At 59.2% G+C, this 19,333-nt stretch carries 19 protein-coding genes; 12 read left to right on the forward strand and 7 right to left on the reverse strand.

Features of this window, described 5'->3' with window-relative positions:
• Positions 1 to 205 precede the first annotated feature (205 nt).
• The 6 genes from DSCA_RS13895 (at position 206) to DSCA_RS13920 (ending at position 6,326) form a co-directional block, all read left to right on the forward strand.
• Complete coding sequence (locus DSCA_RS13895; protein WP_407924246.1) at positions 206 to 631, forward strand: Fur family transcriptional regulator; 426 nt, start codon at positions 206 to 208, stop codon at positions 629 to 631.
• Between the two features lie 417 nt (positions 632 to 1,048).
• Entirely contained in the window at positions 1,049 to 2,230 is a 1,182-nt protein-coding gene (locus tag DSCA_RS13900; RefSeq protein WP_155316994.1) for a citrate/2-methylcitrate synthase, read from the forward strand.
• 45 nt (positions 2,231 to 2,275) lie between these two features.
• On the forward strand, positions 2,276 to 2,953 hold the full coding sequence (locus DSCA_RS13905; protein WP_155316995.1) for a rubredoxin-like domain-containing protein: 678 nt from the start codon (positions 2,276 to 2,278) through the stop codon (positions 2,951 to 2,953).
• Between the two features lie 213 nt (positions 2,954 to 3,166).
• The gene (locus DSCA_RS13910; RefSeq protein ID WP_155316996.1) at positions 3,167 to 4,777 is read left to right on the forward strand and encodes an FAD-dependent oxidoreductase; all 1,611 of its coding nucleotides are present in this window, start codon (positions 3,167 to 3,169) and stop codon (positions 4,775 to 4,777) included.
• Positions 4,774 to 5,316: an acyl-CoA thioesterase gene (locus tag DSCA_RS13915; protein ID WP_155316997.1), complete on the forward strand. Its 543-nt coding sequence runs from the start codon at positions 4,774 to 4,776 to the stop codon at positions 5,314 to 5,316. The genes DSCA_RS13910 and DSCA_RS13915 overlap by 4 nt, the downstream gene beginning before the upstream one ends.
• A 47-nt stretch (positions 5,317 to 5,363) precedes the next feature.
• Entirely contained in the window at positions 5,364 to 6,326 is a 963-nt protein-coding gene (locus DSCA_RS13920; protein ID WP_155316998.1) for an aminoglycoside phosphotransferase family protein, read from the forward strand.
• Here the strand turns inward: DSCA_RS13920 and DSCA_RS13925 are convergent.
• Complete coding sequence (locus DSCA_RS13925; protein ID WP_231716486.1) at positions 6,304 to 6,798, reverse strand: universal stress protein; 495 nt, start codon at positions 6,796 to 6,798, stop codon at positions 6,304 to 6,306. The two genes, DSCA_RS13920 and DSCA_RS13925, sit on opposite strands and share 23 nt — an antisense overlap.
• Before the next feature lie 102 nt (positions 6,799 to 6,900).
• Between DSCA_RS13925 and DSCA_RS13930 the strand changes: the two genes are divergently transcribed.
• Positions 6,901 to 7,113, forward strand: coding sequence for a hypothetical protein (locus tag DSCA_RS13930; RefSeq protein WP_155316999.1), 213 nt, complete (start codon positions 6,901 to 6,903; stop codon positions 7,111 to 7,113).
• Between the two features lie 82 nt (positions 7,114 to 7,195).
• On the opposite strand, the gene DSCA_RS13935 is transcribed toward DSCA_RS13930, so the two are convergent.
• On the reverse strand, positions 7,196 to 7,657 hold the full coding sequence (locus tag DSCA_RS13935) for a ferritin-like domain-containing protein (protein WP_155317000.1): 462 nt from the start codon (positions 7,655 to 7,657) through the stop codon (positions 7,196 to 7,198).
• 267 nt (positions 7,658 to 7,924) lie between these two features.
• Here DSCA_RS13935 and DSCA_RS13940 point away from each other — a divergent pair, with 267 nt between their 5' ends.
• On the forward strand, positions 7,925 to 8,128 hold the full coding sequence (locus tag DSCA_RS13940) for a YgaP family membrane protein (protein WP_155317001.1): 204 nt from the start codon (positions 7,925 to 7,927) through the stop codon (positions 8,126 to 8,128).
• Between the two features lie 367 nt (positions 8,129 to 8,495).
• Here the strand turns inward: DSCA_RS13940 and DSCA_RS13945 are convergent, their stop codons facing one another.
• Positions 8,496 to 8,855, reverse strand: a complete 360-nt coding sequence (locus tag DSCA_RS13945) for a DVU0772 family protein (protein WP_155317002.1) — start codon at positions 8,853 to 8,855, stop codon at positions 8,496 to 8,498.
• A gap of 520 nt (positions 8,856 to 9,375) precedes the next feature.
• Here DSCA_RS13945 and DSCA_RS13950 point away from each other — a divergent pair.
• From DSCA_RS13950 to DSCA_RS13965, 4 genes are all read left to right on the forward strand, one after another.
• Positions 9,376 to 10,209 (forward strand): amino acid ABC transporter permease, encoded by an 834-nt coding sequence (locus tag DSCA_RS13950; protein ID WP_155317003.1) that lies wholly within the window; start codon positions 9,376 to 9,378, stop codon positions 10,207 to 10,209.
• Positions 10,210 to 10,307: 98 nt separating this feature from the next.
• Positions 10,308 to 11,132, forward strand: coding sequence for a transporter substrate-binding domain-containing protein (locus tag DSCA_RS13955; protein ID WP_155317004.1), 825 nt, complete (start codon positions 10,308 to 10,310; stop codon positions 11,130 to 11,132).
• Positions 11,129 to 12,019, forward strand: coding sequence for an amino acid ABC transporter permease (locus DSCA_RS13960; protein ID WP_155317005.1), 891 nt, complete (start codon positions 11,129 to 11,131; stop codon positions 12,017 to 12,019). Before DSCA_RS13955 ends, DSCA_RS13960 begins: the two co-directional genes overlap by 4 nt.
• A gap of 420 nt (positions 12,020 to 12,439) precedes the next feature.
• The gene (locus DSCA_RS13965) at positions 12,440 to 13,783 is read left to right on the forward strand and encodes an L-lactate MFS transporter (protein ID WP_155317006.1); all 1,344 of its coding nucleotides are present in this window, start codon (positions 12,440 to 12,442) and stop codon (positions 13,781 to 13,783) included.
• 216 nt (positions 13,784 to 13,999) lie between these two features.
• Here the strand turns inward: DSCA_RS13965 and DSCA_RS13970 are convergent, their stop codons facing one another.
• The 4 genes from DSCA_RS13970 to DSCA_RS13985 all read right to left on the reverse strand — a co-directional run bounded on the left by DSCA_RS13970 (position 14,000) and on the right by DSCA_RS13985 (position 19,246).
• Positions 14,000 to 15,172, reverse strand: coding sequence for an ABC transporter substrate-binding protein (locus DSCA_RS13970; protein WP_197904793.1), 1,173 nt, complete (start codon positions 15,170 to 15,172; stop codon positions 14,000 to 14,002).
• A gap of 220 nt (positions 15,173 to 15,392) precedes the next feature.
• Positions 15,393 to 17,498, reverse strand: coding sequence for an ATP-binding cassette domain-containing protein (locus DSCA_RS32580; RefSeq protein ID WP_155317007.1), 2,106 nt, complete (start codon positions 17,496 to 17,498; stop codon positions 15,393 to 15,395).
• A gap of 1 nt (position 17,499) precedes the next feature.
• Positions 17,500 to 18,264, reverse strand: a complete 765-nt coding sequence (locus DSCA_RS13980; protein WP_155317008.1) for an ABC transporter ATP-binding protein — start codon at positions 18,262 to 18,264, stop codon at positions 17,500 to 17,502.
• Positions 18,257 to 19,246: a branched-chain amino acid ABC transporter permease gene (locus DSCA_RS13985; RefSeq protein WP_197904794.1), complete on the reverse strand. Its 990-nt coding sequence runs from the start codon at positions 19,244 to 19,246 to the stop codon at positions 18,257 to 18,259. The genes DSCA_RS13980 and DSCA_RS13985 overlap by 8 nt, the downstream gene beginning before the upstream one ends.
• Positions 19,247 to 19,333 lie beyond the last annotated feature (87 nt).

A 19,333-nucleotide genomic window follows, 5' to 3' on the forward strand; every position in this document is an offset into this window, starting at 1 on the left:
CCGGAAATTATTCTGGCATGTTTTTCGTTGATCTGCAAGCCGGGAATCCGCCCTGAGAGGATGGATGGTTAAGCAATCCCGGCAACAGGGCGTCCGGAGCGTCCCGCCGTTTATCGCGCCTGATGCCCCCCCGGTGGTGTGGTCATCCCCCTTGACATATGCTCGATTTCAGCTTAGGAAAATAACAGACCTTTTTCTGGAGATCATGGGCGTGGAAATCGACAAAAAAACGAGAATGACCCGACAGCGGCGGGTAATCTTGGAAGAGATCCGTAAAATCAACAACCATCCCGCCGCTGATGAAATCTACGAACGGGTGCGCAAACGGCTGCCCCGGATCAGTCTGGGCACTGTCTATCGAAACCTCGATGTGCTCTGCGAACTGGGTGAAATCCAGCGACTGGAATTATCCGGGGCGATGAAACGGTATGACGGCGTCGCCAAAAAACATTATCATATCCGCTGCGTCTGCTGCGGTCGCGTAGACGACGCACCCATCGCACCGCTCAATGAGCTGGAAGACGACCTCTACGGCACCACCGTCTACGAAATCATCGGGCACAACCTGGAATTCACCGGATTGTGTCCCCAGTGCGCCATTGCACGGCACCAGCGGCAGGCGGCCAGCTGACCGCGGCCCGGAAACCGCAATATTCCCTTTATTCCAGACCTTTGTATTATGATACGGTCATGTATCGCCCGAAACATGAGACAATCGCAGAGGTCTGATGCCGATGCGGCGCGGACAACTGACGTCCGCTTAATGCCCGTGAACCGCACCGGCAACTGATTCGACCCGGGCCAAAGCCGGCGCACAGGATCGGGCATCGTCCCCTGGCATAAAATTTGTAGTGTTAACATGACGTTCTTCCGAAAAGGATATTTTCCGCGATCGAGGCCTGCTGGAAGGTTCACCGCAGGCGTGTGATCGAACGGCCGAGGCTTGAACATCGGGCAATAACGCCTTGCCGCGGACGGGACCAGGGCTATCCGGCCCGATACGCTGAACCCCTTACGCTTTGACCCCAGACCAGAAAAGAGGTGACCCATGGAAGATGCCTGCAAACCGGTTCTCAACACAGGACTAAGGGGCGTGACCATCGCCAGCACGAAAATCAGCGATGTCAACGGCGCCGAGGGAAAGCTGGTCTACCGGGGATACCGGGCCCGGGACCTGGCCGGGAAAACCTCATTCGAGGAAGTGGTCTACCTGCTGCTGTTCGAACGGCTTCCCGACCGGAAGGCCCTGGCGGACTTCAGGCAGCAGATCGCCGAACAGCGCGCGGTACCCGAGGAAATTCTCACCGCCATGAAAGCCATGCCCACCGATGCGCTGCCCATGGATGTGCTCCAGGCAACCGTCCCCATGATGGCCAGCTTTGACCCGGACATTCGCCAGGCGGATATCGACAGCACCACCCGCATGGCCGTTCGCCTGATCGCCAGGTTCGCCACCATCGTGGCAGCCTGGGACCGGATCCGCAACGGCAAGGCACCGATTGCCCCGGCCCCCGGCCTGAGCCAGGCGGCCAATTTCCTTTACATGCTGAACGGCGAGGTGCCCGATGACGAACTGGCCGGCTTTTTCGACACCTGCCTGGTGCTCCACGCCGAACACTCCTTCAATGCCTCGACCTTTGCCGCACGGGAAGTGGCCTCCACCAAGGCCCACATATACGCAGCGGTGACCGCCGGCGTCGGCTCTCTTTCAGGTCCCCTTCATGGCGGCGCCAACACCCGGGTGATGCAGATGCTGCTGGAAATCGGCGATGTGGACAAGGTGGACGATTACGTCACCAGAATCCTCGACACCGGCGGTGTCATCATGGGGCTGGGCCATGCCGTCTATCAGGTGGACGACCCCCGGGCCAAGATCCTCGCCCCCATGTCCCTGACCCTGGGCAAACGGGCCGGAGACACCCGCTGGTACGATCTGTCCAAGGCATTGGAAACCAAGGGCAAAGCCGCCTTCAAAAAGAAAAAAGGCAAGGACATTTTCGTCAATGTCGATTTTTACAGCGCATCCCTGTACTACTACATGGGCATTGCCGTGGACCTGTTTTCTCCCATTTTCGCCATCTCCCGCATCGCCGGATGGTCGGCCCATGTGATTGAAGAGTTGTATGGCGGGGCGGCGGCCAAACCCACCCTGTACCGGCCCGAGTCCGATTATGTCGGCGATTACTGCGGTCCCGACGAATGTGCCTTCGTTCCCATGGATGAGCGCTGACGGCAACACCCCCACTCACCCCCAATATGAGGTTCCACACAGAAAATGAAAAAATGGAAATGCATTGTCTGCGGCTACATTCACACCGGCGATGACCCCCCCGAGAAATGCCCGGTCTGCGGGGCCCCCAAAAGCAAATTCGTCGAGGTCACCGAACCCGAAGCCCCGACACCGGAACCGGCGGTGGCCGCAGCCCCCGAAATCGAACCGGTGGTCGATCGGCCGGAACCGTCCGAGCCGGCAGCGGCGGCCGAACCCGAACCGGTCTCACCGTTCGAGGATTCCCGCTACCGACGGCTGTTCGAGCTGATGACCCGCTACCACGGCCACCCGATCAGCGTGCATATTCCCAATGGCCTGCTGCCCGTTGCCATCCTCTTTATCTTCCTGTCGGCCCTGTTCAGCGTCAAGGGCATGACCCTGGCCGCGACCTACAATCTCGGCGTGGTGGCCCTGTCCATGCCGCTGGTATTGTTTTCCGGGTGGGTGGATTGGCAGAATCGTTTCAACGGCGCCATCACCCATGTCTTCATTGTCAAGATCGCCTGCGGCATCATCGTTTCCGTCACCGCCTGGTTCCTTTTCATCTGGCTGTTGGTCAATCCGGCCGTCGTCACCACGCCCCAGCCGTCCCGGGTTGCCTTTTTTATGATCAACCTTATTATGCTGGGTGCAGCGAGTACCGCCGGATGGTATGGCGGAAAACTGGTTTTCAGGGACTGAACCGGGCAGGCATTCAAAACCGGCAGATTATGTTCAAACCGTTTGAATCCGTCGCCGGCAACGGGCATGGAAACCGGATTGTGGGGTTCAGGATTCGAAGCGATGGACGTGCACACGAACAGGGTATATCGACCATGAATCCCCGGGTTTCCCGACTGGCCGTTTATCAATTCCGGCCCTGAAGGGTCATGCGACGATCAAGGAGACGCAACTATGAACCAAGCACAGAATATGGACGACGCACAGATGCGGCAGGTCCAGATGGAACTGTCAAGAATTCTCAGCGGGCTCAAACATGAGATTCCCATCCTGCTGTTTACCCAGGGCGGGAAAAACGAGGTCTTCAATGACGCCGCCCGGCAGGCCCTGCGCTTTTTCCGGCAAATGACCGACAAGATCGTTCTGCGCGAATTTGACCTGAGTCATGAGACGGCCCGGCAGATGGGCATCGACCACTCTCCCACCCTGGTGTTTGATCCGGACCGGCATAATGTCCGCTGGCTGGGGGCCCCCCTGGGCGAAGAGGGCCGCATCTTCCTGGAGGTCCTGCTGCGCATCGGCACCGGCAAGAGCGACCTCAACGAAGCGGCCATGGGCGTACTGAAGAAAATCGACCAGCCCCGCCATGTGAAGGTCTTCGTCAGCGCATCCTGCCCCTATTGCCCCCAGCAGGCACTGAACGCTCTCAAGGCGGCCGTGGCCCGCCCCGAATTGATTTCCCTGGAGATCATCGACATTCAGGCCAACCCTGATCTGGCCGAACAGTACGGGGCCCATTCGGTGCCCCAGACGTTTACCAACGATGTACTCACCGCGTTGGGCGCCCAGACCGAAGAACTGTTCATGGCCTCCATGGATAAAATGGAACAGCAGACCATCTTCATCCCCGAAAGCGACGCAGCGGAGGTGGAATGCCAGCTGGTGATCATCGGCGGCGGCCCCGCCGGCCTCACTGCCGGCATCTATGCGGCCCGCAGCGGCCTCAAGTCCGTGGTGGTTGAAAAGGGTGTGCTGGGCGGCCAGGTGGCCCTGACCCCGGTGGTGGAAAACTATCCCGGCATGAAGGAAGTGGGCGGCAAGACCCTGGTGGATATCATGGTCACGCACGCCCTGGAATACGTGCAGATCTTCCCCGGCGAGGAGGTCGTGGACATCATCCCCGGAGAGCCGCACACTGTCCAGACCTCCCGGAGAAAATTCAAGACACAGGCCGTGCTCATCGCCACCGGCGCCTCCCACCGGCATCTGGGGGTTCCGGGAGAGGAGCGATTCTCAGGACGGGGAGTCAGCTATTGTGCCACCTGTGACGGGCCCCTTTTCAAAGGCAAACGGGTCTTCATGGTGGGCGGCGGCAACAGCGCCGCCACCGAAGCCCTGCACCTGCACAACATGGGGGTGGCCGTTACCCTGGTGCACCGCCGGGACCGCCTCAAGGCTCAGGAAGTGCTGGTCCAGAAGCTGATCGACAGCAACATTCCCATCCTCTTCGACACCGAGGTCAAGGAAATCCGGGGCGAAAACCGGGTCACCGAAGTGGTGCTGCTGGATAAGGCCAGCGGAAAAACCGCCGTCAAGCCGGCCGACGGCGTCTTTCTGGCCATCGGCTACGATCCGGCGGTCGACCTGGCCGCCAAGGTGGGGCTGGAACTCAACGACGAAGGCTACATCAAGCACAAGGAGTTTCGCACCAGCATCCCGGGCATCTACGTTGCCGGTGATGTGGCAGGCGGCTTCAAGCAGATCGTCACCGCCGCCGGTTACGGATCCGAAGCGGCCCTGGCCATTTTCGAAGACATCATCAATCCCTACTGGAAGGAAAAATGACCGGCTGCCCGGATACAGGGTTGCCGCCGCAACCGCCCAAAACCGCAGCGTACAGCCGGGTGACCATGTCGCACATGATGCTGCCCCAGGATGCCAACCCGGCAGGCATTGTCCACGGCGGCGTCGTCATGAAGCACATCGATGACGCAGCGGGGGTGGTGGCCATTCGGCATACCCGCTGCAACGTGGTCACCGCCTCCATCGACCGGCTGGATTTTCACAACCCGGCGTTCATCGGGAACCTGCTGACCCTCAAGGCCAGCTTGAACCTGGTGGGCAAGACCTCCATGGAGGTGGGGGTTCGCGTGGAGACCGAAGATCTTAAAACCGGTGAAATCCGGCATACGGCATCGGCCTATCTGAGCTTCGTTGCCCTGGACGACAATTTTCACCCCCGGCCGGTGCCGCCGCTGGTTCTCGAAACCGATGAGGACCGGCGACGCAACCGCCAGGCCCAGGCACGGCGGCGGGTACGCCTGGCTGAAAAAACCCGCGAAACCTCCTGCCGGACCGACCCGCAAACCTGCCATCCGGCCTGAAGGCACGGCGGCGGATGCCCTGAAGACAAGATTCCGGACCCTAAGATATGAGAACGGACAAGCCCGCTCCGCTGGCGGCACTCTCGCGCCAGTGGGGAATCAGGTTTACCCGGCTGCGCCCCGATCTTCCCCTTGCCGGCAGTCCGGAGCGCACCCTCTGGCGAAGCGTGGTGGAAACGGATGCCACCCGCCTGTTCGTGCTGGAAAAAATTCCGTCACGCATGTACGCCCGCAAGCGGCAAATCATCAATACCCTGAAACAGCTTGGTGAACACGGGCTGTCCCAGATCGCCCCCTACCGGCCGGATGCCTGCGGCGAAACGATTCCCCTGGTCGACCACGGCCTCTGGCAGCTGTGTCCCTTTATGCCCGGTATCGACCTGGAGCGCCCCGCCTATGCCATGCACGGATGGCGGGGTGAGGCGGCAGCGGCATTTCTCACCCGACTCCACGGCGCCTGTTCGGAAACACCCGCTGCAACGGGCTCCCCCCCGTTTTCCATTGCCGCTTACAGCCGTGACCTGTACACCACATTGGGTCGAAAAAAACCCGAAATAGCGGCGACCTATCGCCCGTTCATCGACCATTTGAATAGAACCCTTTTCCCCATACACGACCGCCTTCCCGCTGCCTTTTGCCATGGCGACTACCATCCCCTCAACATCATCTGGGGGCAGCGGTCCATCCGGGCGGTCATCGACTGGGAGTTTTGCGGCACCAAGCCGGAAATCTACGACCTTGCCAACCTGCTGGGATGCCTGGGCATGGAAGATCCGGAGAGTCTGGGGGGGGCGTTCGTGCAGCGGCTGATCAGCCGGCTGAGACGATCGGGCATCTATTCCGACATGAGCTGGAAGGCGTTGCCGGACCTGATGCTGGCCATCCGTTTTGCCTGGCTCAGCGAATGGATGCGAAAACGTGACCTGCCGATGATCCGGATGGAGGCCGACTACATGGCGCTCCTGCTGGCTCACGGGAGGGATTTTTTTAACTTTTTTCCGGCAGTCTGACCACCATCACCGGTATCGTACTTCTTCTCACCACCCTACGGGCGGTACCGCCCATGAGCGCTTCCTTGAACATGCCGAACCCCTTGGTACCCATGACGATGGCATCGGCGCCGTTGAGTTCCGCCTGATTAAGGATTTCGTCGGCGGCAATGCCCTCCTTCACGATAATCTTGTCTACCTGGAAACTGCAGGCGTCCACCTCGGTGCTGATATCATCACAGAAGCTGTTGAGCCGCCCTTTGATACGGGAAACGAAGTCCGCCTGCTTCTCCTCCTGGAGCTTTTTCCATTTCTCTTCACCAACATACCCGTGAATCTGCAGGAAGGTTTCCGCGGTGAGTTTTTCGATGACATGAAGAATGGTAATTCGTGCCCCGTACTGCTGGGCCAGACTGGCGGCGTAACTGTATGCGTAGCGTGCATTTTCGGACAAGTCGGTCGCGTAAAGAATATTTTTGATCTGTGGCAGCATAATCTCTCCTGGCAGCTGGTTACCAAATGTATGAAATAAGTGTGGATTTGATGTCACCTAAACTACGCTCTTGTTTATCCCGGAACCACATCCAGTATCTTCATGGCGGTACCCCCCCGGCACGGTGCCAATACCGCCAACTTTACCCTGCTGGGATTCGGGGATCCCGTCTTCGATCGCCACGACAATCATGGCCCCGGCGGCAAAGGGCGGGGTACCGGGAAGCATGGGTTGGGAAACCATGACCGCGGCGGCGCCAACGATCCCGGTCACCGGCGCCACCAATCCGGGCAACTGACCATGCCGCAGGATTGAATCGTGGCAGGTATTCGATCATACGTGTCCTGATTATATGGGCGGCCTGACAGAAAACAAGCCCTGACGCGCTGCGAGCGGATCAGTCCCCCAATTCGGCCATGTGATCGTCATATAAGGTTTCAAATGTCTGTTTGTGCCTGGCCTCTTCCTGGGCCAGCAGCTTAAACAGCTTGATGCAGTCCGCATCGTCGGTTTTGGTCGCCAGGGCGTTGTAGAGCCGCAGGGCCTTTTCCTCACGCTTCATGGCCAGCCTGAGGATTTCGGCAAAGTCCATGCCCGGTTCGTATTTCATGTCCACGATATAATCGCTGCGCTTGATATCCGGGATCCACTTGTAGTCGTATTCCACCACGGAACGGTTGCCCTTCTTGAACTCCTCCAACAGGGTCTGGTGCTTTCTTTCCTCTTCAGCAAACTCGGCAAGGGTTTTTTTGGATGCCGGAAAGGTTTCCCTATCCACCAGTTTCTGGTAAAAGTTAACTGCCTGCTTTTCCCTTTCGATGGCGAAATCGAGGATCTCTTCGAAGGAATTGAAATTCATGGTACCCCCTTGATGGTTCAATTGGTGATCGTCTGCACGAAAAAAATGGCGACGGTCAATGACGTCGCGTGAAACAGCCGGTTCGGCTCAGGCCCACGCAACATACTAAAAAAGCAACTAACATGCCATTGTTTTTTACCATTTCGCTTGCACGGACAGCGGAGAACGGGTGGCCAGGGATACATTTCCCAAAAAAATGTAACAAATTGGTGTTTCTCAATCTCTTTAGCCCAAAAACACCGTTAACACAACTCATGGAGGACCACGATGACCATAGACCGCGTTATACTGGCCTTTGCCGGCGCAATGATCCTGATCACCCTGCTGCTGTCTCAAATTCACAGTGCATACTGGCTCTGGTTTACCGCCTTTGTGGGCGCCAACCTGCTGCAATCGAGTTTTACCGGGTTCTGTCCCCTGGTGAAAATTCTCAAACCGTTGGGGGTTAAACCGGGCCCGGCTTTCGACTGAAGCCGGGGAGCGCTCACCGGCAGCGTGCACGGAACTGGCGGGCCTGGAGACTTGCCTGCGGCACCTTTCGGACAGGCCGAAGGGCAAAAGGGAGGTGCCCGGGCAAGGGGGTCCGTCCGATGCGGCAACGTGTCCGGGCGGTCATATCACAGCCCATGGGGTGGGCGAACAGTTGGTTTTTAAGCATGGAGGTGGTGCTTCAGGGAAAATCGAGGGCCTGCACCCCAGCCGGCGGGCGGCAACCGGGGATCATCCGGCGCTGTTCAAGCCTGAGGGCAACGACGGCCGAAAGAAAACCGGCGCCCTTTGGGATCAGGTCCAGAGAGCGCCGGTACCGGTAAGGATGCATTGACATAACACTCAGGGGTCAATGCACATTGAGCTTGTGCTTAAGCCAGGATTTGACCTCGCCTTCAACGGCCCACACGCCCTTGTGCCTGCCCTGGGCATGCAGGAAGCGTTGTTTCAAGTCCTTGGGCATCCTGATTTTAGCCAGTTCCACGGCCTCGTCACTGTTCCGGCGGATAAAATAGATCACCGGTTCTTCCTTCCAGGTGTTGACCACGAAATAGTGGGAAACATCATCCTTGGATCGGATCACGTAGTTCCCACGGGCCCAGTTGTTTCCCCATTCCAGGTATAGGCGAACCGCCTCTTCCGGTGTCATCTCCCAGTCAATGGAATTGACCAGATCCGTGTTGCGTTTGATTTCCTCAATGTTCATCATGTCAGCACTCCAGATGGTTTAATTGGCCGGCATGCGCCGGTGTGATTGAAGGTTGTTATTCTCGTCTCTTTTGACTACAATGACGCCAGAACCATGCCAATGTTGTCCCGCTGCCTCTTCGATGGCCCCAACCCGAAAAATTTCCTTGTATTTGCCATAGTTGGGGAATCATTCCGTAAAAGCGGAAGCGATGCCTGAGCCAACGGTCCCCCGGGGACGGCCAGCCGGCATGTTCGGCATTCTAAAAATAGAGACACTATTGTCTCTTTTAAAAAATAATACCTGAAACAAAATCTTCAAGATGCCACAGCGCGAGGGCATGATTGGGTGTCGAAACAGAGACCGGCACCGGCAAAAAACTTGCATTTTTCGTAAAATGGCACATATTTACCCCAGATTCGCCCACGACCTCCCGCCGCCGCGAGGTCGCTCGTGACGAGATGCGTTTCAATTAAACGCAGACCATCGACCCCATTGGGCGCAACATTCATTTCAAGGCGCTGAGACCCGATTATTGTTCATGAATGCTTGTAATAATCCTTTTGCCGAAAACGTCATCCGATCCGGCCGGCGGCAGTTCATTTTCGACTGGTTCCGGGTGACGGCCACGGCGGGCCTGCTCGTCTGGATCATCTATGCAAGCGGGGCGGGCCTGGGCTACAACTGGCAGTGGTACCGGGTGCCCCGATATCTGTATTCTTTTTCAGATGGGCATTTTCTGGCCGGCCCCCTGCTGAAAGGGCTTTTGGTAACGCTGAAGGTGTCCGCCGTATCGCTGGTGCTGTCCAGCCTTTTCGGGCTGATCACCGCGGTTTGCCGGCTGTCCGGATCGTTTACCCTGCGGGCACTGGCACGGGTGTACCTGGAACTGATCCGCAACACCCCTTTGCTGGTGCAGCTGTTTTTTATCTATTTCGTGTTTTCGCCCATGGTGGATCTCAGCCGGTTTGCATCGGCAGTGCTGGCGTTGAGCCTGTTCGAAGGGGCCTATGCCTCGGAAATTATTCGCGCCGGCATCCTGGCCGTTCCCCGGGGGCAGTGGGAAGCCGCAGGCAGCATCGGCCTGGGCCGTTACCGCACCTACCGGCACATCGTGCTGCCCCAGGCCCTGCGCCACATGACCCCGCCCCTGGTGAGCCAGGCCGTCTCCCTGATCAAAGACTCCGCCCTGGTGAGCACCATCGCGATCTACGACCTGACCATGAAGGGCCAGGAGATTATCGCCGAGACCTATCTGGTATTCGAGTTGTGGTTCACCATTGCGGCCATCTACCTGATCCTGACCCTGTCCCTGTCGCTGGCCACCCAGGCCATGGAAAGGCGACTGGCTGCGGCGGGTTCCGGCATGTCGTGATGGGAGCTGAAGGGGGCCGGGCGAAAAAACATAGCGTTTGGCGACAAGCGACCGTGAGTACCGACAACCCATTGATCGATAAGGAAAGGAGCGCAAGCATGAAAATTGTGAGACCGTTGGCCCGCAGTGTCTTTCTGGCAATTCTGGTTTTCACCCTGGCCGGTGTCCCCGGCGCCACTGCCGCCGACAGCACGGACAGTGTCGTGGAACAGGTCATCCAACGCGGGGTATTGCGGGTGGGCATGTCCACCTTCGTGCCCTGGGCCATGAAAGACAAGACCGGCAAGCTGATCGGTTTTGAGATCGACGTGGCCACGCGCCTGGCCGAGGACATGGGGGTCAAGATCGAATTCATCCCCACCAAATGGTCCGGCATCATCCCGGCCCTGCTCACCGGCAAGTTCGACGTCATCATCGGCGGCATGGGCATCCTTCCCAGCCGGAACCTCAAGGTCAACTTCACGACCCCCTACGATTTTACGGGCATGTCGCTGGTGGCCAGCAAAAAGAAAGCCGCCGGCATGACGGGTATCGAGGCCTTCAACAGGCCCGGCGTCGTGATTGCGGCCCGTCTGGGATCCACCGCCGTGACCGCCGCCAAGAAATATATGCCCGAGGCCGAGATCCGCATGTTCGACGACGAGGCCCAGGCCTACCAGGAAGTCATCAACGGCCGGGTGCATGCCGTGGTCGGCTCGGCCCCCACACCGGCGTTTCAGGCCATCAAGTATCCGGATAAACTTTTCCTGCCCATCGATGGCACCTTTACCCGCGAGCCCATCGGCTTTGCCGTACGCAAAGGCGATGTGGACACGCTGAACTATTTCAACAACTGGATCGGCTACGTGTCGGCCGAAGGCTGGCTGAAAGACCGCAAAGCGTTCTGGTTTGAAACCAAGGATTGGGAATCACAGATCCAGTGATCGGCAAAAAGATACGAATCACATGGACGGACCTGATCCTGCTGGCCGGGATCGGGTCCGTCGTGGTGTGGCTGGTCTATCAGGCCACCGTACAGGCCCAGTACAAATGGAACTGGCAGGCCATCCCCCAGTACCTGCTGCGCATCGATGAGAGCAGCGGACGCTGGGTACCCGGCCTGATTCTCCAGGGGGTTCTGGTCACCCTGCGGCTGAGCATCTGGGCCACGGTGCTGGCCCTGGTCATCGGCACGGTCATGGGCCTGTTCAGGACCGGCTGCAGCCGCTATCGCCGAATGATCGGAAGCGGTTATGTGGAGATGATCCGCAACATCCCCGTGCTGGTCTGGATCTTTATCTTTTATTATTTTATCGGGGACCGGCTCCTGCCCGCCATCGGAATCGACCGGGCGATGCTCATGGACGGCGGGCCCCTGTCGGGCATCCTGAGCCTGGTCATGGCCGAACCCTCCCGGGTGCCCATCTTCATCTCCGGCGCCGTGGCCCTGGCGGTTTACGAGGGCGCCTACATCACCGAAATCATCCGCGCGGGCATCCAGTCCATCGACAAGGGGCAGTGGGAGGCCTCCTCCGGGTTAGGCTTCACGCGGGCCCAGCAACTGCGCTACATCATCTTCCCCCAGGCCCTGCGGCGGATCATGCCGCCCCTGGCCGGTCAGTTCATTTCCACCATCAAGGATTCGGCCATCGTCTCGGTGATCTCCATCCAGGAGCTGACCTTCCAGGGCATGGAACTGATGGCCGCCACCTTCCTCACCTTCGAAGTCTGGATCACCATCCTGGGCATCTACTTCGTGCTCTGCCTGACCTGCTCCCTGCTGGTGGAGCGATTCGAGTTGGTCCTGAAAAAAGAAGCCCGGCCCGCCTAGCATAGCCGCCCAGGCAGTTACAACTTTTATTGTAATTTCAACAAAGGTTGTAATCTGACGATTATAATTCATATCATCAGGTTATAGTGGCTTGGACCGCAACCGCACAACATAGATTGTAATCATGGCGCCCCGGCAGCTCTGAAGGGCCTGCCCGATTCCATCGCAATCGCCCTGTGCCACCCTCCCTCGGCACTGCCCATTTTTTTTCTAAGTAGCTAAAATTTAGGTTTATTATAGCCCAACCAATCTTGGAAAAGGGATGTGGGAAGGAATTTTTAAATCCCGTTTATTTAAGGTGGCACAGATATTGTTAAGATACTGAATGATATTTATTTAAATATTTGAAACCAGCAAAATGAATCTTTTGTTTCACTGAATTTCATTCATTTTGCCAAACCGAGAAACGAGGGAGGAAGAATGTCGGTACAACCAGCTGCGAAGGTCCCATTGAAGGGATGGATTACAACATTTGCCGGAACCACCATCAACCTGTGTCTGGGCATCCTGTATGCATGGAGCATATGGAAAAAGGCGCTGGTCAACGTAGATCGTGCGGGAGAGGTGATGACAGGTATCGATGCGGGTTGGACCTATCTCACCAACGCCCAGGCGGCAACCCCGTTTTCCATCTGTGTCGTCCTTTTTGCCCTGCTGATGATTCCCGGCGGACGGATCCAGGACAAATTCGGACCGAAGATCGGTGCCACGGCGGGCGGCCTTTTCCTGGCCCTGGGCTGCGTGGTCGCCGCCTTGATGAAAAGCCAGATGGGCCTGATCATCGGCTTCGGTGTCCTGGGCGGAATCGGCATGGGACTGGGCTATGCGGCGCCTACGCCGGCAGCCCTGAAATGGTTCGGCCCCCATAAACGGGGCTTGATTGCCGGCACCGTCGTGGCCGGATACGGTGGCGCGGCCATCTATATCGGTGGACTCGGTCAGTATTTCATCGACCAGTACGGCATCAGCGGCAGCTTTTTTGCCCTGGGCGGCATCTTTGCCGTGGTCACCATTTTGTGCGGGCAACTTTTGTTTACGCCGCCCAAAGATTATGTGCCCCCCATGCCGGCCAATGCCAGGGCTGCAGCCGCAACGCAGGACAGCACCAAACACGATTGGACCCCCAAGGAGATCTTCAAATCCTGGCAGTTCTATGCCCTGGTCCTCATGTTTACCATATCCACCCAATCCGGCCTCCTGATTATCGCCAATGCGGCCGGTCTTTTGAAAAAGGCGGCCGCCGACGTGCCTTTCCTGGCCGCCAATGCCTGGATCCTGGTATCCTTCGGCGGTCTGGTCAACGCTTCGGGGCGGGTAGGAACCGGTTTTTATTCGGATAAGATCGGCCGGGTGAATGCCTACTGCCTGAACTGCGCCATATCTGCAGGTTGTATGTTCATCCTGCCCTATGTGATTGCCGAACAGAATATCGTACTGCTTTTTCTGGTCGTGGGCGTCGCCTACTGGCAGTATGGTGGCGGGCTCTCGCTGATGCCTTCATTCACCGCCGATTTCTTCGGGTCCAAATACCTCGGTTTCAATTACGGCCTGGTCTTCATCGGCTGGGGCATGGGTTTTTTCATGACCAGCCTGGGCGGAACCATTGAGGATATCACGGGCAGCCTGCGATGGGCGTTTTACATGTCGGCCGGCCTGCTGATGCTGGGCGTCGTCATCGCCTACCTCACCAATCGGCCCAAGCACTCAGAAGAAAAAGTGCCTGTCATGGCCAGTGAGATGCTGGCCGAAAAAGTCAACGAATAAGACCCGCCGAGCAGCATCTTCGGTTTAAGGTCTACGAACCATCATCGAAAAGAGAAAAGCCGGGATCTGATCCCGGCTTTTCTATATCGGCCCGCCGGATGTGGCTCCGTTGCCGCCCCTTGGTCCTCCCGTCGGAGCCGGTCAGGCGTCCTCATCCTGAAAAAACGGAGGACCATGAAGGCCGCCCGGACGGGACAGGGACGGGACCGTGCGGGTTTATTCGGCCATGACGAACTGGCCGCCCTTGACCTGTACGACCACCATGGAATCCACGTCCAGGCCGTTGTGGTCCTCCGGGGTGAGGTTGTAGACGCCGGAAATGCCCACATAGCCCCGGGTCTGCTCGATGGCGGCACGCAGGTCATCAGCCCGGGTGCCGGCCTGCTTCATGGCGCCGGCCACGAGCATGATGGCATCCCAGGCATACCCGGAATGGGTGTTGATGGGAAACTGCCTGTGGTAACCGTATTCATCGGTGTAGAGCCGCACAAACTCCTGGATGACCGGTTTCTGGGGATCGGTATCCGGCAAAGCATCGACGACCATCAACTTGGTGGCCGGCATGCGGTCGCCCTCGGAGGCCTTGCCGGCCAGTTCGATATACTTGGGATCGGGCAGGCCGTGGCACTGGAACAGGGGCAGGTCGATGCCCAGCTGGGCCTTGTTTTTGGAAACGATGGATCCGGCCGGTCCGATGGTCCAGACCACCAGGGCCTGGGGCCCGGCGTTCTTGGCATTGGTCAGCTGGGCGGTCATGTCGGTGTCCTTGGGGCCGAACGCCTCCTGGGCCACGATTTCAAGGCCGAAGTCAGGGGCCAGCCGGGTCAGCCAGCGCACCCCGTCCTTGCCGAAGCCGTCCGATGCGGTCAGCAGGGCAATCCTGGTCAGACCTTTGTCCTTGAGGTACATGTACAGCCGCTTGACGGCTACCGAGGACCGTTGGGGAGACTTGAACACCCAGTCGAATGGCCCCAGCTTGGGGCCGCCCATGATTACCGGGTCGCCGCCCACGGTCATGAAGGCCGGGGTCTTGCCCGCATGGATGATCTTCTTGACGGCCATGCCCGTGCCGGTGCGGGTGGGGCCGATGATCGCGGCAACCTTGTCCTTGTAGATGAACTTTTTGGCAATGTTCACGGCTTTGGCCGGATCGCCCTCGGTGTCGCCGACGACCAGCTCGATGGGCGTACCGTTGACCCCGCCCTCCTGATTGATCTTGTCGACCACCATGTCGGCCACCAGTTTGGTGGGCGTGCCGATAAAAGAGGCCGGACCGGACAGGTCGAAAAAAGCACCGATCTTGATCGTATCTGCGGCAGCAGCGCTGCCCCCGGCAAACACCATCATCACAGCTATGGCTGAGGCCACCAGTCGATTCATCCGTCTCATCTTCTCCTCCTTTTCTCTATTGATAGGCGGTTTTAGCAAGTCTTGCGTCTCCAAGAGGATCCAAAACAGTTTAAACCGATGTTTGTTCAGAATTGGTGGATAACGGTCCAGATCAAGGCCGCAGCATGTTTCAGACCGGAGGCGCAGCAGCGCTGCGTCGAGGATCTGAAACATGTGAGAACGCCGATATGGACCGTAAGACGCCGGTTATGAATAAACATCAGACGATTTCGTCGGTAATTCTGCTATCAAACACCCGCTGGCTCTTACGCTGCGTCCGCGGCAGCTGCCCGTAGTCCACCAGTTCAACCTCGATGGAGACCAGCAGCTGCCGTTTGACCTGGTAGACGGTTTCATGCACCAGCTCCGCCGTCCGGCCGGCCTCCACCCCCTCGCCCCGTTCGATCTTCAGCTGCAAGAAGTCCCTGCCGGAGCGCTCATCCCGGGTCAGGTGGATCTGGTATTCGGAGCCCAGTCCGGGAATCGCCGAGAGGATGGTGTCGATGGTCGAGGGGTAGATGTTGACCCCCCTGAATTTGATGGTGTCGTCGCTGCGCCCCTTGATGCGCGAGTGCCGGGGCATGACGGAACCGCAGGTGCACCGGTCGGGGATGATGCGGGTGATATCCCGGGTCCGGTAGCGGATCAGCGGGGCGGCCTCCTTGCACAGGGTGGTGACCACCATTTCGCCCCACTCGCCGTCGGGCACCGGCTGAAGGGTTTCCGGATCGACGATTTCCAGAATGTAGTAATCGCCCCAGTAGTGGATGCAGTCATGATCCCCGCATTCGATGCCCGCGCCGGGGCCGTATAGCTCGGTAAGGCCGGTGATGTCGAAAAGCTCGGCGCCGCCGAACAGTTCGGAGATCTTTTGGCGCATGGATCGGGAGCTGCGCTCGGAGCCGTAGATGATTTTGCGGATGCTGATCTGGTCGGCGATGCCGCGGCGTTGAATCTCCTCGGCCAGGAGCAGCGCCATGGAGGCCGTACTGCAAAATACCGTGGAGCGCACATCCTGCATGAACTGGATGTGCATGTCGATATTGCCCGGCCCCACCGGGACGGCCATGGCGCCGACCTTTTCACAGCCCAGCTGAAAACCCATGCCGGCCGTCCAGATGCCGTAGCCTACGGCAATCTGAACGCGGTCCAGGGGGGTGACGCCGGCCATCTCGTAGCAGCGCGCAAAAAAGTGAACCCAGTCGTCCAGATCCTTCTGGGTGTAGCCGATGATTTTGCGTTTGCCGGTGGTGCCGGAACTGGCATGGACGCGCACGATCTGTTCAAAAGGAACCGACCGCAGGGGAAACGGATAGAATTCACGCAGATCATCGGCCGTGGTGAAGGGCAGCCGTCTGATATCGTCCAGGCTGCGGATGGATGCTGGATCGACCCCGGCCGCCTCCAGGCGCTGCCGATAAAAGCTGGAGCCCTCGAAGGCATGGCGGACGGTCCACTGCAGCCCCTTGAGCTGGTGGGCGGCCAGGGCGTGATGGTCGGGAAAATCGGGCATAAAGGTGTGCTGATGCATGTCGGGTTTCTCCAAACGGATATTGGTCAGGCCGGCTGCGCCCAGCCGGCTGGCTTCGGGTTTTTCTTCGCTGGCAGCGCCCAGAAAGGCGGCTCGCAAGGTGGGGTCGACCAGCAGATCCTGGCTGCGCCCCTGCTGGACGATGCGGCCGCCGGCCATCAAAAATGCTTTATGGGAGGCCGACAGCGCCCTGGCGGCGTTCTGTTCCACCAGCAGGATGGTCACGCCGGAGCGCGACAATTGGTGAATGATGGTAAAAATTTCGTCGCTGATCAACGGCGCCAGTCCAAGGCTGGGCTCGTCCAGCAGCAGCAAGCGCGGCTGCGCCATGAGGGCCCGGCCCATGGCCAGCATCTGCTGCTCGCCGCCGGACAGGGTCCCGGCCGCCTGGTCCGGTCGCTCGGCCAGGCGGCCAAATCGATCGAACACCGCCTGCATGCGCCGGGCGACTTCCCTGCGCCCGGTTTTCAGGGCAGCCGCCCCCAGTTCAAGGTTTTCCACTACGGTCAAGTGCGCAAAAACCTCCCGGCCCTCGGGGGTCAGGGCCAGCCCCCGGCGCACCATCTGCACCGGCGATTGGCCGGTGACGGCCTCGCCATCCAGCAAGACCTTTCCCGCCGAGGGCTTCATGAGCCCCATGATGCATTTCAGCAGGGTCGTCTTTCCGGTGCCATTGGCGCCCACGAGGGCGACGGTTTCTCCCGGATCGATGGCCAGGTCAACCCCGAACAGCGCCTGGGCGGCCCCGTAGTGGGCGGTCAACTGCTCCGTGGCCAGCAAATGAACGTTACCCATATCAGGCCGTAGCCTCCATACGGCCCAGGTAGGCCTCCAGGACCAGGGGGTTGCTGCGGACATCCGCCGGATCTCCGCAGGCAATGCAGCGGCCGCTGTCCAGGACCACCACCTGGTCGGCCACGTCCATCACCAGGGCCATGTCATGTTCCACCAGCAGCATGGTGTGACCGGCGCCGCGCTGTCGGCGGATGTGCCGGGCAATCCGGGCGGTTTCATCTGCGTTCAAACCGGCCACCGGCTCGTCCAGCAGCACCAGACGGGGGTCGCTCACGAAGGCGCGGGCCATCTCCACCCGTTTCTTTTCACCGTAGGACAACGCCGAGGCCGGCCATTGTGCTTTCCGGGACAGCCCGAAATCGTCCAGGGCGTCCAGAGCGCGCAGGCGAAGCTGCCGCTCCTCGTGGCGCAGTCCCGGCAACCGCAGCATGGAGATGATAAAAGAACGCTCGGCAGCCACTGTCAGGCCGGTCAGCACGTTGTCCAGCACCGTCAGCCGGCCGAACAGCTTCAGGTTCTGGAAGGTGCGCGCAACACCCAGGGCGGCAATATCATGGGCCGGCAGGGCTTCGACGGGGCGCCGGGCCAGACGGATGCTGCCGGCCTGGGCATTGTCCACACCGCTGATGCAGTTGATCAGGGTGGACTTACCGGCACCGTTGGGGCCGATGAGTGCCGTCACCTGCCCCCGGGGGATGCGAAACGAGACATCCTGCAGGGCCGGCAGGCCGCCGAACCATTTGCTGACGTTTCTCAGTTCAAGCATGACGACTCGTGGCGATGCGCGTGCGCACCGCGTCCACAATCCCCGTGACCAGCCCCTGGGGCATAAAAAGAAGGATCAGCACCAGGATCAGGCCATGGACGATGTCCTTGAAGGACTCCAGGGCCTCGATCCATTCGGGCAGCAGGGTGATCAGGGCCGTACCGAACAGGGTTCCCCAGATGGAGCCCATGCCGCCCACCACCACCATGATCACAAAATCCACGGAAACGAAAATGTTGAATGAATCCGGGCTCACGAAGGCATAACAGTGGGCGAACAGACTGCCGGCCACCGATGCCAGCACCGCCGACAGGACAAACACCTTCACCTTGGCACGACGGGTGTCCACCCCCAGCGCCGCCGCGGCGGTCTCATCCTCGGCCAGGGCCGCCAGACCGCGTCCCGCGCCGCTGCGAACCAGGTTCAGACACAGCAGGAGGGCCAGCACGGCAAATGTCCACACCAGGTAATGAAAATGGATTTCGTTGTTAAAAACCAGCCGACCGATGGTGAGGCTGGGGATGCCGGAAAACCCGCTTGGCCCCCCGGTGACCGAATCCCATTGTACCAGGAGGGTATAGATAACGATGTTGAACCCCAGGGTGGCCATGGCCAGGTAATGCCCGCTCAGCTTGAGGGCGGGCAGCCCTACGGCCAGGGCGATCAGGGCAGCGGCCAGCCCCACCGCGGCCATGACCGGCCAGGCCGGAAGCCCCAGCGTGGCGGTGCCGATGGCCGAACCGTAGGCCCCGATGGCAAAAAAAGCGGCGTGGCCCAGGCTGATCTGACCGGCATAGCCGATGAACAGGTTCAGGCCGAGCACCACGATGGCATAGATGGCGATCAGGTTGGACAGGCCCAGATTGTAGGGATTGCTTTCCACCAGCGGCCACACCAGCAATACTGCGGACAGCCCCGCCACGGTAAGTCCGGTCCGATGCAGGTAGATAAAGTAGAAAATGTTGTCTTTGGCAGTCAGCATGGTGATTCAGCAGATGAACAGTCAATACCGGACAAAACCGTTTAGAGAATTCAGAAGCCAGGCGTCAGAATCCGGAAGGACAGACCC

It is taken from the genome of Desulfosarcina alkanivorans (assembly GCF_009688945.1).
GTDB classification, from domain to species: domain Bacteria; phylum Desulfobacterota; class Desulfobacteria; order Desulfobacterales; family Desulfosarcinaceae; genus Desulfosarcina; species Desulfosarcina alkanivorans.